The 12968-nt window shown below is 68.6% G+C and carries 11 protein-coding genes; 9 read left to right on the top strand and 2 right to left on the bottom strand.

All coding sequences use genetic code 11. The features are described from left to right. Position 1 precedes the first annotated feature (1 nt). The 9 genes from ACXRVZ_RS04940 to groL all read left to right on the top strand — a co-directional run bounded on the left by ACXRVZ_RS04940 (position 2) and on the right by groL (position 10395). The gene (locus ACXRVZ_RS04940) at positions 2-940 is read left to right on the top strand and encodes a class I SAM-dependent methyltransferase (RefSeq protein ID WP_457424698.1); all 939 of its coding nucleotides are present in this window, start codon (positions 2-4) and stop codon (positions 938-940) included. A gap of 5 nt (positions 941-945) precedes the next feature. Continuing rightward, positions 946-3387 (top strand): TIM-barrel domain-containing protein, encoded by a 2442-nt coding sequence (locus ACXRVZ_RS04935; protein WP_458232217.1) that lies wholly within the window; start codon positions 946-948, stop codon positions 3385-3387. Positions 3388-3398: 11 nt separating this feature from the next. Next, the gene (locus ACXRVZ_RS04930) at positions 3399-4190 is read left to right on the top strand and encodes a polysaccharide biosynthesis/export family protein (RefSeq protein ID WP_457424694.1); all 792 of its coding nucleotides are present in this window, start codon (positions 3399-3401) and stop codon (positions 4188-4190) included. Further along, positions 4187-5137: an NAD-dependent epimerase/dehydratase family protein gene (locus tag ACXRVZ_RS04925; RefSeq protein WP_457424692.1), complete on the top strand. Its 951-nt coding sequence runs from the start codon at positions 4187-4189 to the stop codon at positions 5135-5137. The genes ACXRVZ_RS04930 and ACXRVZ_RS04925 overlap by 4 nt, the downstream gene beginning before the upstream one ends. Before the next feature lie 81 nt (positions 5138-5218). Beyond that, the gene (locus tag ACXRVZ_RS04920; RefSeq protein ID WP_457424690.1) at positions 5219-6307 is read left to right on the top strand and encodes a glycosyltransferase family 4 protein; all 1089 of its coding nucleotides are present in this window, start codon (positions 5219-5221) and stop codon (positions 6305-6307) included. Beyond that, on the top strand, positions 6304-6978 hold the full coding sequence (locus ACXRVZ_RS04915; protein WP_457424688.1) for a PIG-L deacetylase family protein: 675 nt from the start codon (positions 6304-6306) through the stop codon (positions 6976-6978). The genes ACXRVZ_RS04920 and ACXRVZ_RS04915 overlap by 4 nt, the downstream gene beginning before the upstream one ends. A gap of 65 nt (positions 6979-7043) precedes the next feature. Continuing rightward, a complete protein-coding gene (locus ACXRVZ_RS04910) occupies positions 7044-8162 on the top strand; it encodes a hypothetical protein (RefSeq protein ID WP_458232216.1) in 1119 nt (372 codons plus the stop codon). A gap of 199 nt (positions 8163-8361) precedes the next feature. Beyond that, positions 8362-8652 (top strand): co-chaperone GroES, encoded by a 291-nt coding sequence (locus ACXRVZ_RS04905; protein WP_458232215.1) that lies wholly within the window; start codon positions 8362-8364, stop codon positions 8650-8652. A gap of 90 nt (positions 8653-8742) precedes the next feature. Then, positions 8743-10395: a chaperonin GroEL gene (gene groL, locus ACXRVZ_RS04900; RefSeq protein ID WP_458232214.1), complete on the top strand. Its 1653-nt coding sequence runs from the start codon at positions 8743-8745 to the stop codon at positions 10393-10395. A gap of 77 nt (positions 10396-10472) precedes the next feature. Here groL and ACXRVZ_RS04895 read toward each other — a convergent pair whose 3' ends face one another. Beyond that, positions 10473-11300 (bottom strand): MipA/OmpV family protein, encoded by an 828-nt coding sequence (locus ACXRVZ_RS04895; RefSeq protein ID WP_457424680.1) that lies wholly within the window; start codon positions 11298-11300, stop codon positions 10473-10475. A 28-nt stretch (positions 11301-11328) separates the two neighbouring features. Then, a partial coding sequence (locus ACXRVZ_RS04890; protein WP_458232213.1) for an O-linked N-acetylglucosamine transferase, SPINDLY family protein occupies positions 11329-12968 on the bottom strand: 1640 nt, incomplete at its 5' end.

Below are 12968 nucleotides of genomic sequence, written 5' to 3'. Positions count from 1 at the left end.
CATGAATCTCATCTCATCACTTGAAGCCCGGCGCAACCTGCTCGGCCTGGTCTGCCCGGGCTGCCGGCGGCCCGCGCTCTCGGCCAGCCAGTTGGGCTATGCCTGCCAGGCCTGCGCGCGCCGCTATCCGATGACCGGCGGCTACCCCGACCTCATCATTGGCGAGCGCTTCGACGACGCCAGCGACGAAACGCTGCTGCGCTACGAGGAGCGTTCCAACGAGGACCTCACGCGCGGCTACTGGCAGCCGCTGTTCCGGCGCCTGTTCGCCAAGCAGAAGCGCGAACCGCGCCTGCTGTCGGTGGGCTGCGGCACCGGCGTGGACGTGGACCTGCTGCGCACCGATGGCTATGACAGCGTCGGCATCGACTGCGGCAACCGCACCAGCGTCTGGCCGCGCCGCAGCAATGCCGACCGCCTGGTGCTGGCCAACGGCAAGCACCTGCCCTTCGACGACAACAGCTTCGACGCTGCTTTCTGCGGCTGCGTGTTCCCGCACGTCGGCGTGATGGGCGACAGCAACATCACCGCGCCCGATGTCGACCATCAACGGCTGGAGCTCGCCCGCGAGATGGTGCGCGTGCTGCGGCCGGGCGGCTACGTCATCGTCAGCAGCCCCAACCGCTGGTTCCTGTTCGACATCTTCCATGGCCGCACGCCGGGCAGCTACAGGCCGCGCTTCAACCCGCCGGGCTCACGATTCCTGCTGTCGGTGGGCGACTACGAGCGCCTGTTCCGCCAGGCCGGCACGGGTGGTGCGACGGCGCTGCCCGTCGAGAACTACTGGGGCTTCATCCGCAGCCAGCATTCGCTCAAGGGCAAGCTCTTCGGTGCGCCGGTGCGCTTCGTCTTCTGGCTGGTGTCGCGGCCGGGCTTGGCCTCGCTGCGCGGCTCGCCGATCAACCCATGGGTGGTCGTCATGCTGCAAAAGGCTGGATGAACGTGATGGCCGCGCTGCTCCGCTTCGTGTTGGCGCTAGGGCTGATGCTGGGCTCGGCGACGGCGTGGTGCGCCATCCGGCCTCTGAGCCTCTCGCCCGGCAACGAAATCTTCAGCAATGGCGTCCAGTTTCCGCTGGCCGGCGGCGGGGACCTGCGCATCGAGTTCCTGGCCCACGGCACGGTGCGCATCGAAGCCAGGCCCGCTGGCGTCGCATCGCTGCTCACCGGCGCCGTCATCTCCATCACGCCGGCCGCCGGCACGGTCGAGACCTTCGAGGACGAGGCGCGCTTCATGTTGCGCCAGGCCGGCCTCAACGTCGTCGTCACCAAGAACCCGTTGCAGGTGGTGGTGCTGCGCGACGACGGCAGCATCATCTCCGCCACCGTGCCCGGTGGCCTGCAGGCCGACAGCAGCACCGGCCTCGTCGTGGCCCTGCTGCATGCGCGGCCGGGTGAGCGCTACTTCGGCATGGGCCTGGCCGGCGKCCCGCTGGACCGGCGCGGGCGCAGCCTGACCATGCGCAACAAAGACAACGCCGCCTACGGCGAGCTCACCAACCCGCTCTACTCCAGCACGCCCTTCTATTACGGCCACGTCGGTGGCGCCACCCACGGCCTCTTCCTCGACAACCCCACCACGGCCGTCTTCGACTTCGGCGCCTCCAACCCCGAGGCCCTCAGCATCGGCGCCACCGGCGGCACGCTGAACTACTACGTGATGGCCGGCCCCACGCCGGCGGCCGTCGCCTCCGCCTTCACGGCGCTGACCGGCGCGACGCCAGTACCGCCGCGTTGGGCCCTCGGCTACCAACAGGCCCACTTCGGCTATGCCAGCGCCGAGCAGGTGCTGGGCCTGGCGCGTGAGTTCCGCGCCCGCGCCATCCCCGCCGACGCCTTCTACCTGGACCTGGACTACACCGACCATCTCTTCACCTTCACCTGGAACCCGCTGACCTGGCCCAATCCCAAGGGCTTCAACGACGAGATGGAGTCCCTGGGTTTCAAGCGCGTCAACATCCTGGAGCCGCTGGTCACGGTGTTCGACCCGCGCTGGTCCATTGCCGCCAACAACAGCCTGCTCGTCACCTACCCCGGCGGTTCGCCGCTGGTCACCAACATCTGGATGGGCGACGTCAGCTTCTTCGACTTCACGAAGCAGGCCGCGCGCGACTATTTCCGCGGCGAGCTGAAGACCTTTGTCGCCACCGGCGTCAGCGGCCTGTGGGCCGACCTCAACGAACCCGCCGCCAACGACATGCCCTGGGGCGTCTACGACTTCGAGGGCAGCCCCCGCTACGACTACGCCGGCCGCAACACCTACGCGCTGTGGGAGGCCGCCACGCTGCGCGACGCGCTGCTGGAAGCCCAGCCCATGCTGCGCCCCTTCATCGTGTCGCGCTCGGGCTTTGCCGGCATCCAGCGCTACGCCGCCAACTGGAGCGGCGACACCGACTCCACCTGGGACTCGCTGCGCGTGCAGGTGCAGATCGCCAACCACATGGGCCTGTCAGGCCAGAACTTCTTCGGCGCCGACATCGGCGGCTTCCTCGGTGCGCCCGACGCAGAGCTGTTCCTGCGCTGGCTGCAGTTCGGGGCGGCCACGCCCTATATGCGCAACCACTCGATCAACACCGTGCCGCAGCGCGAGCCATGGCGCTATGGCGAGCCCTATACGGCCGCTGCCAAGGCCATCATCGAGTGGCGCTACCGGTTGATGCCCTATCTCTACGGCCAGTTCGTGCAGGCCGAAGCCAGCGGCGCGCCAGTGCTGGCGCCGACCTTCTTCCACTTCCCGGCCGACGCGGCCACGCAGACGGGCAACAGCGAGTTCATGCTCGGCAAGGCTCTGCTGGTGGCGCCGGTGTTCACGCCGGGCGCCGCCAGCCGCAGCCTCTACCTGCCCGCCGGCGCGAACTGGGTGGACTACTACACCGACGCGCTGCATGCCGGCGGCCAGACCGTCACCGTCAACGCCCCAATCCACCAACTGCCACTGCTGGTGCGGGCCGGGAGCATCGTGCCCATGGGCCCGGTGCGGCAGTACGCCTCGCAGGTGCTGGCGGGCGAGTCGCTGACGCTGGACATCTTTGCCGGCGCCGACGGCAATTTCACGCTGCGCGACGACGACGGCGCCACGCTGGCCTACCGCAACGGCGCCTACCGCGACACGCTGCTGAGCTGGCGCGAAACCACCGCGGCCGCCGAACTGACGGCCGGCAACGCCGGCGGCAGCCTCACCCCGGCGGGCCGCACTTGGTGGCTGCAGGTGCGCCGCTGGGCCACCGCACCCACCCGCGTGCTGGCCGACGGCGCCGTGCTGCCGCGCGCCGCCGACCCCGGCCTGATCCCGGCCACCGGAGGCTGGGCCCACGCGGCAGCCACCGGCCGGCTGTTCGTGCGGCTGCCCGGCGCCCAGGTCTCCCAGACCGTGCGCATCGAACGCTAACGCCCCAGACCATGCAACCCAAACGACTCCATGCACGCTGGCCTTCCGCCACCGCTGCCGCCGCCCTGCTGCTGGCCCTGGCCGGCTGCGCCAGCAACTCGCAGAACGTCGGCCAGTTCGCGGTGCCGGCGGCCGACTACGCAGCCGATCCCGCCAACCAGGCCAAGGTCGTCGACGGCGGCGAACTGGTCTACCAACTCCAGGCGGGCGACCAGGTGGAGGTGAAGTTCTATTACCACCCCGAGCTGAACGAGCTGCTGACGATAGGCCCCGACGCGCGCATCTCGCTGCAACTGATTGGCGAACTGAACGTCAGCGGCATGTCGCCCCAGCAGTTGTCGGAACAGCTCGCCACGCGCTACGCCGGCACGCTGCGCAACCCGCAGGCCACCGTCATGCTGCGCAAATACGCCGCTTCCCGCATCTACGTGGCGGGCGAGGTCATGCAGGCCACGGCCCACATCATCGAAGGCAACCGCCTCACGGCGCTGCAGGCCATCACGCTCAGCGGCGGCTTCCGCAAGGGCGCCGAGCGCGGCAACGTCATCGTGCTGCGCAACTCCGGCAGCGGCAAGCCCACTTTCATCAAGCTCGACCTGCAAGGCCATCTGGAGCAGACGGCCCAGGCCGACCTGTTGCTGAGGCCCTACGACATCGTCTACGTGCCGCAGCGGCGCATCGCCGAGGTGGCCGACTTCTTCGAGGAGTACTTCAACAAGATCGTCCCGCTCTACCGCAACCTCGGTTTCCAATTCACTTACAACCTGCGCAACACCGTGCAGGTGCAGCCCGCACCGCAATGACAGCTTCCGCACCTGACATCACAGGCCCGATCCTGGTGCTGGGGGGGGCAGGCTTCATCGGCTCCAACCTCGTGACCCGATTGGTGGCGCAAGGGCAGCGGCCACGCGTGTTCGCCCGTCCGAGCCGGTCCGGCGCCAATCTGCGCACGGTGATGGACAAGATCGACCTCATCCACGGCGACTTCATGGACGACGCCGTGCTGCGCGTGGCCCTGCGCGGCGTGCACACGGTCTTCCACCTCATCACCACCACCTTCCCCAACATGGTGATCGAGAGCAGCAACTACGACCTGCTGTCCAACCTGCTGCCCACCATCCGGCTGATGGAGATGTCCCGCGAGATGGGCGTGCGGCGCATCGTCTATGCCTCGTCGGGCGGCACGGTGTATGGCGAGCCGCAGCAGATTCCCATTCCCGAGCACCACCCGCTGGCACCCAAGTCGGCCTATGGTCAGAGCAAGCTGACGATAGAGAACTACCTGAGCTTCTACGCGCGCACCACGCCGCTGGAGGTCAGCATCCTGCGCATGTCCAACCCCTACGGGCCGCAGCAGAACATCTATGGCGCGCAGGGCCTGCTGGCCGTGGCCATGGGCTGCGTGCTGGACGGGCGGGCCCTCAAGGTGTTCGGCGCCGGTCACACGGTGCGCGACTACATCTACATCGACGACGTCGTCGAGGCCATGCTCAAGGCCACGGTGGCCGCGCCGGGCATCCTGAACATCTCGTCGGGCGAAGGCCGCACCGTCAACGACGTCATCGCGGCGGTCGAAGCGGCCAGCGGCCGGCCGATCCTGCGCCAGCCGCTGCCCGAGCGTCCGGGCGATGTCGCCGTGAGCATCCTCGACAACCAGCGTGCACGGCAATTGCTTGCATGGACACCAAGCGTTCCGTTCGGTGAAGGGGTGGCCCGCAGCTGGGCGGCCTTGCAGGGGAGCTCAGGCTAGCTTCAGACCCGGCCCTACCTTGACCGCAGCAAGCGCACGAAAGGCAGGCCTGTGGGAATTCGGATCGGCATTTTTCCGGCCATGCTCGGTCGACGGGCGGGCGGGCCCGAGACCTACGAGCAGCAGCTGCTGCAGGCGCTGGCGGCCATCGACCGGCACAACGAATACCACGTCTGGTTGCTCGATCAGGCGGCGGCGAACGCGCTGCCCCTGGATCAGCCCAACTTCGTGCGCCACCTGCTGTGGCCATCGACGCGCTCGGTCAGCATGGCGGTCAGCTTGCCGCTGGCCCTCAGGCGCTGCAATCTCAGCCTGCTGCACGCCACCTTCGCACCGCCGCCGATCTGCCCGGTGAGGCTGGCCATGACCATGCATGGCTCGGTGACCTTCAGCCACCCCTACTTCTATCCGCCGCGCGTGCTGGCGCGTCTGAACCCCTTGCTGCGCCGGGGCGTGCGCCGCGCCAAGCTGACCGTGTGCGTCTCCGATTTCGTCAAGCATGAGCTGATGGAGCGCTTCGGCCTGCCGGAAGAACGCCTGCTAACCGTCTATCACGGCGTCAACAGCACCTTCAAGCCGCAGCCACCGGCCGCTGCAGCCGAGCGCGTGCAAAGAGACCACGGCCTGAGCAACCCCTATGTGATCTACGTCGGCAAGCTGCACGCGAACAAGAACATCGTCCGCCTGATTGAAGCGTTCGACCTGGCCACCCGCGGCCAGGAGCATGTCGAGCTGGTGCTGGTGGGGCGCATGTTCTATGGCAGTGACGACATCGAGCAGACGGTCCAGCGGCTGGGCCTRGCGCCACGCATCCACCGGCTGGGCCACCTGCCGCAGGACGCACTGCCCGACCTCTACGCCGGCGCGGAGTGCATGGTGTTTCCCACGCTCTGGGAGGGCTTCGGGCTGCCCATCATCGAAGCCATGGCCTGCGGTGCGCCCGTCATCGCGTCCAACATTGCCTGCGTGCCCGAGATCGCAGGCAATGCTGCGGTGCTGGTCGACCCGCTGTCCACCGAGGCCATCGCCACGGCCCTGGCCGACCTGCTGGCCAGCCCCGAGCGCCGCGCCGAACTGCGCGCCCGCGGCCTGGCCCGCGCGGCGGAGTTCACCTGGGAACGAACCGCGCGGCAGACCCTGCAGGCCTATGAGCGGCTGGCCGCGACATGATCCTGATCATCTCGCCCCACCTCGACGACGCCATGCTGAGCTGTTGCGACCATGCACTGACCTGGCGCAGACAGGGCCACGACGTGCGCGTGCTGACGCTGTTCAGCGCGGCCGGCCCCTGCGTCTCGCCGGTGCTCGGCGCTGCGTCATTTGATGCCGCAGGCCATATGCGCCGGCGGCGGCAGGAGGATGTCGCCGCGCTGGCCGCCATCGGTCTCAAGGCCGAGCACCTGGGACTGGTGGATGCGGGCTTCAGAGGCAGCGGCTCCGCCGATTTCCAGACCCTCGACCAGTTGCTGTGCGGCGGCGTCGGCCCGGGCGGCGGCGTGCTGCTTGAGCAGGCGGCGCAGGCCTTGCAGAGCCGATTCATTCGCGCGGACCGGGTGATGTGCCCCTTGGCCGTGGGCGGCCATGTGGACCATGTCATCACCCGGCGCGCCTGCGAAGCGGCGTTTGACGCCCAGTTGCTGGGTTACTACGCCGACATGCCCTATGCCCGGGCGCCTTGGCGCTGGCGGCCCGCGCAGCTGGCGCAGCTGCTGAGGGCGCGACGCAGCTGGCGCGGTTTCAGCGCGAACAAGGCGACTGTGCTGCGGCACTACAGGTCCCAGATGCCACTGCTTTTTCGCAGCAGACCTTACTTCCCGGAACTCGTGCTGGGGCCCCTTTGAGCCGTCTCATCCAACTACGATCTGCGTATCGTTTCACTCCCCAGGCAGTCATGCGCGGCACACTGATGACGGGCCTTCGCGGCCTTGCGCTGACCGCCTCGCTGCTGCTCGCAGCCTGCGGCGGGGGCGGTGGTGGCGCGGCAGACAGCCCACCGCCCGTGCCACCCGTGGTGGCGTTGCCCGGCGTGCTGTCCATCACCACCAATCCGCAGCTCGTGCCCACGCCGCCGACAACGACGGCTCTTGCTGCGGCCCTGGCCAGCGCGATGGACCTCGCGTACAGCACCGGCGCCCGGGGCCAGCAGATCAATTTCAGCTGGGGTGCGCTGGAGCCCAGCGCCGGCAACTATGACGCCGCCAAGCTCGCCGAGATCGGCAGCGCGCTGGATCGCGCGGCACGCCTGTCCCTGGTCCAGTACGTCGGGCTGCAACCCATCAACACGCTCTACCGCGACCTGCCCGCTGACCTCGTCGGCCGCGCCTTCGACGACCCGGTCGTCAAGCAACGGTTTCGCGCACTGCTGGACCGCGTTGTCGGCCTGAACGTCGGGCGCATCCAGTACCTGGCGCTTGGCAACGAGGTCGATATCTACCTGGCCGCGCATCCCGCCGAACTGGCCGCCTACACCGCCTTCTTCAGGGACGCGGCCAGCTACGCCCGCACGCTGGACGCGCGCCTCAAGGTGGGCGTCACCGGCACCGCCGATGGCGTGCTGGGGGCCAACGCCGACCTGCTGGCCGGGCTGAACAACGCCGGCGCCGACGTGGTGATGCTCACCTACTACCCCATACGTTTCGACGCCAACGGCACGATCACGGTGCGCGATCCGGCGGGTGTCGGCGCCGAGGTGCGCCGCCTGCTGACCTTCGCCGGCACCCGGCCGCTGGTCTTCCAGGAGGCGGGGTTTCCGTCATCGAGCCTCAACCTCAGCTCGCAGGCCATGCAGGCCGCCTTCTTCCGCGAACTTGCCGCCGCCTGGCGGGCGGCCGACGGTCGCATCCCTTATCTGAACGTCTTCCTGCTCCACGACTTCACCACGCAAACCTGCGCCGACCTCGCCGTGCACTACCAGTTCAGCGACTCCGCCAGCTTCCGCGCCTATCTCTGCTCGCTGGGCCTGCGCCAGTCGGACGGGCAGGCCAAGTCTGCCTGGCAGGCGCTGCTGGACGGGCTGAAGACCTGAGCCCGGCCACCGGCGGGCAGGCGAACTGAAGCCCGCCACCCCCTTGAAACGCCATCTTGCGTCCCTATAATGCAAGGCTGCTAGCACTCTAAGCATTCGAGTGCTAACGAAATCGGGTCGAACCTTCGGCCCTGTTTTTTTGGCGGCTGCCGCGTCAAGGCGCGGCGACCGCCTCAGTCCCACCTCTGAAGGAGACCCCATGAAGCTGCGCCCCCTGCACGATCGCGTGATCGTTMRSCGCCTGGAACAGGAAACCAAGACCGCCTCCGGCATCTTCATCCCTGACAACGCCGCYGAGAAGCCCGACCAGGGCGAAGTCCTGGCCGTCGGCCCGGGCAAGCGCAACGACAAGGGCGATTTCATCACCCTGAACGTCGCCGTCGGCGACCGCGTCCTGTTCGGCAAGTACTCGGGCCAGACCGTCAAGGTCGACGGCGACGAGCTGCTGGTCATGCGCGAGGAAGACCTCTTCGCCATCGTCCAGAAGTGATGGCCTGAGGGCGATAGCGCGATGCGCCGCCCTCGTCAAAACAGCGTCGAGAAATTGACTCTGACCCCAATTTAGATTCGGAGAATTCAAATGGCAGCAAAAGACGTGATCTTTGGCGGCGAAGCCCGCGCTCGCATGGTTGAAGGCGTGAACATCCTGGCCAATGCGGTCAAGGTGACGCTCGGCCCCAAGGGCCGCAACGTGGTGCTCGAGCGCTCGTTCGGCGCCCCCACCGTGACCAAGGACGGTGTGTCCGTGGCCAAGGAAATCGAGCTGAAGGACAAGCTCCAGAACATGGGCGCGCAGATGGTCAAGGAAGTCGCTTCCAAGACGTCTGACAACGCCGGTGACGGCACCACCACCGCCACGGTCCTGGCGCAAGCCATCGTCCGCGAAGGCATGAAGTACGTGGCCGCSGGCATGAACCCGATGGACCTGAAGCGCGGCATCGACAAGGCGGTCACTGCCCTGGTCGCCGAGCTGAAGAAGGCCTCCAAGGCCACCACCACTTCCAAGGAAATCGCTCAAGTCGGCACGATCTCGGCCAACAGCGACGTGGAAGTGGGCCGCATCATTGCCGAGGCAATGGACAAGGTTGGCAAGGAAGGCGTCATCACCGTTGAAGACGGCAAGAGCCTGGACAGCGAACTCGAMGTCGTCGAAGGCATGCAGTTCGACCGCGGCTACCTGTCGCCCTACTTCATCAACAACCCGGAAAAGCAAGCCGCGCTGTTGGACAACCCGTTCGTGCTGCTGTACGACAAGAAGATCAGCAACATCCGCGATCTGCTGCCGACGCTGGAGCAAGTCGCCAAGTCGGGCCGCCCGCTGCTGATCATCTCGGAAGACGTGGACGGCGAAGCGCTGGCCACGCTGGTGGTCAACACCATCCGCGGCATCCTGAAGGTCGTCGCCGTCAAGGCGCCTGGCTTCGGTGACCGTCGCAAGGCCATGCTGGAAGACATCGCCATCCTGACCGGTGGCAAGGTCATCGCCGAAGAAGTCGGCCTGACGCTCGAGAAGGTCACGCTGGCTGATCTGGGCCAGGCCAAGCGCGTTGAAGTGGGCAAGGAAAACACCACCATCATCGACGGCGCCGGCGCTGCCGCTGACATCGAAGCCCGCGTCAAGCAAGTGCGCATCCAGATCGAGGAAGCCACCAGCGACTACGACCGCGAGAAGCTGCAAGAGCGCGTGGCCAAGCTGGCCGGCGGTGTTGCCGTCATCAAGGTCGGTGCAGCCACCGAAGTCGAGATGAAGGAAAAGAAGGCCCGCGTCGAAGACGCGCTGCACGCCACGCGCGCAGCCGTTGAAGAAGGCATCGTGGCTGGTGGCGGCGTCGCGCTGCTGCGCGCCAAGCAAGCTGCTGGCGCCATCAAGGGCGACAACGCCGACCAAGACGCTGGCATCAAGCTGGTGCTCAAGGCCATCGAAGCGCCCCTGCGCGAGATCGTCTACAACGCCGGTGGCGAAGCCTCCGTCGTCGTGGCCGCCGTGCTGGCCGGTTCGGGCAACTACGGCTTCAACGCCGCCAACGACACCTATGGCGACATGATCGAAATGGGCATCCTGGACCCGACCAAGGTGACGCGCACTGCCCTGCAGAATGCTGCTTCGGTCTCGTCGCTGATGCTGACGACCGAGTGCATGGTCGCCGAGTCCCCCAAGGACGAAGCAGCCGGCGGCGGCGGCATGGGTGGTGGCATGGGCGGCATGGGTGGCATGGGCGGTATGGACATGTAAGTCCACGCCGGCGACACACCCGTCGCTGACAAACGAAGGGGCTGCTCAGGCAGCCCCTTTTCTTTTGCGCGTCGAAGTCAGTCGCTTGCTCGGGCTACAGAGCGCATCAGCGTGTAGCTCAGGCCGATGCCGTAGCTGAATCCCGTCGACTGCCGCACGAGCGCGCTGTCGCGGTTGGCCGCACCGGCGAGGCTGTCCACGCGCCCGAAGGCGTAGACGCGCAGGTCCGGCGTCAGGCTGGTCCCCACGCTGCCGCCCAGCCGCCAGGCGATCAGGCCGGCGCGGGCATCGAAGGCCGGCCGGTCCGGTCGGGCCTCGCCGGGGGCGACTCCGTAGAAGGTCGAACCCAGCCGGCGGTCGCCCAACAGCGCGCCGACGCTCAGCCCATAACCCAAGCCATCCGCCTTGGGGCGGTGCTGCCAGCTCAGCCTGGGCTCGATGCTCATGCCGCGATGCCGGCTCGGGTTGCGCGCCTCGAACACGCCGCGCAGCGGCAGCTCGAAGGTGATGCGGTCGCTGGCGCCGCGCCCATTGGCGAACCAGCGCGCCACCGGCCCCGCCTCTACCAGCGTGCCCAAACGCGCCATGCCCTCGCGCGCCCGCAGCACCTCGGAGCCCGAACTCAGCGAGCCCGCGAACGACACGTCCAGCTCGAAGCTGTCCGTGCGCACTGCGCGCAGGCCGGCGCCGTCGCCGTCGGCCCGCAGCAGCTTGCCGCGGTAGATCAGATAAGGCAGGGCCAGCGCGCGACGGGCCTGCTGGTCGGACCCCGGATAGGCCTGCTGCGAGATACCGGCCGCCGCGACGCCGACCTCCCACAGCGGCAGGTCCTCGCGCTTGGGCGCGGGCTCATCGGCCTGAGCACCGGCGCCGACGAGACTGAGGAGAAGAAGGAAACGCTTCATGACGATGCGGGAGCTGGGACGCCGCGCATCATGCCGTTAGTTGAGCCAGCAGGTCGTCCGCGAAGCGCGCGGCGTCGCACAACGGGCTGGCCGCCATGCGCCCGCGCAGGCCCGCGCGCAGCCCGGCCAGGGCCGTGCGATCCTGCATCCGCAGCCGGGCCAGGCGCGCGAAGTCATCTTGGTCGGCCGCCACCCATCCCTCCGCCAAGCCCAACGTCTGCAAAAAGCTCAGTCCCTGCCGCGAGATCGGCGCCGGGCCGGGCAACGTCAGCACCGGCACACCCATCCACAGCCCGTCCAGCGTCGTCATGCCGCCGCCGTGCGGGAAAGGGTCCAGCGCGACGTCGACACGGCCAAAGGCGGCGAGGTAGTCCGCCAACGGCCCGGGGCCTTCAAGATCCAGCCGCGCCGCATCGCCCGGCCAGCGCGCCCGCAGCGCCGCACGCTCGGCTTCGTGCTGCAGGCCCGGCGCCTTGATGAGCAGGCGGCTGCCCGGCGTGGCGGCCAGCACGCGCGCCCACAGCGCCAGCACCGCGTCGCCCAGCTTGTGCAGCGCATTGAAGCTGCCAAAGCGCGGCGCCTCGCCCAGCGGCGTGACGGCCGGCGCATCGGCGGACGGTGCGTAGACGGTGAAGCTGTGCGGCAGGCGCCGCAGCGGCTCGACAAAGCCGCCTTCCGCGCGGGGCGGCAACAGCCAGCGGTCGCCGATGAAGCCATCAATCTCGGCCAGGCCGGTGCTGCCGACATAACCCAGCCAGCTGAACTGCCGCGGCGCGGGCCGGCGCGCGAACACGCGCAGGCGGTGGCCGCCCGTGTGGCCATTGAGATCGACCAGGACGTCGATGCCGTCGGCGGCAATGCGCTCGGCCAACGCCGCGTCGCTCAGCCTTGCGGCATCCAGCCAGCGCGGGGCGGCCTGCCGCAGCTCCTGGGTCAGCGCGTCCTCGAAGCGCGCAACGGCGTAGACGAACAGCTCGCAACGCTCGGCCAGCGCTGGCAGCCAGGCCTGGGCCAGGCGCCCGACGGGATGGCCGCGCAGGTCCGCCGACACCAGGCCGACGCGCAACGGCCCGGCCGCCCGAACCGGCCGCGCCACGGCGGGCGCACGCACCGCGCGGCCGAAGTCGGCCGCCTCGGCCGCGCAGTCCAGGCCCCGATAGGCACGCAGCAGCAGCTGGTCGCTGCGCGCGGTCAGCAGCGTGGCGTCCCGCTCGATCAGCCGGCTCAGCACGGCATCCGCCTCGTCCAACGCGCCCTGGCGCTTCAGGGCCTGGGCCAGATTGCTCAAGGCCTGGGGCGATGACGGCGCCAGGGCCAAGGCCTCGCGGTAGGCCGAGATCGCCTGCGCATGCCGCCCGTCGGCCAACTTCAAGCCGCCGAGATTGCCCAGCACGGCCGCGCGCCGCTCACCTGCCACGCCGGCAGCGAGCGCCGCCTCCAGCACCGCTTCGCCGCGCTCGGGCCGCAGCAGCGCGAGGTTGCAGGCCGCCTCCGCATGGCCGGGGTCCAGCGCCAGCACATGCTCCCAGGCCTCGGCGGCGTCATCACCTTTGGCCTGCAGGTGCTGGCCCAGCATGAACCAGGCCTCGACACGCTGGGGCGCCAGGCTCACGGCCTCGCGCAGGCTGGCGATGGCCTCGGCCGTGCGGCCCGCAGCCGCCAGCGCTG

Source organism: Roseateles sp. P5_E8, from assembly GCF_054177665.1.
Note: the sequence above shows the minus strand (reverse complement) of the source record. Positions and strands in the feature narration are given on the sequence as shown.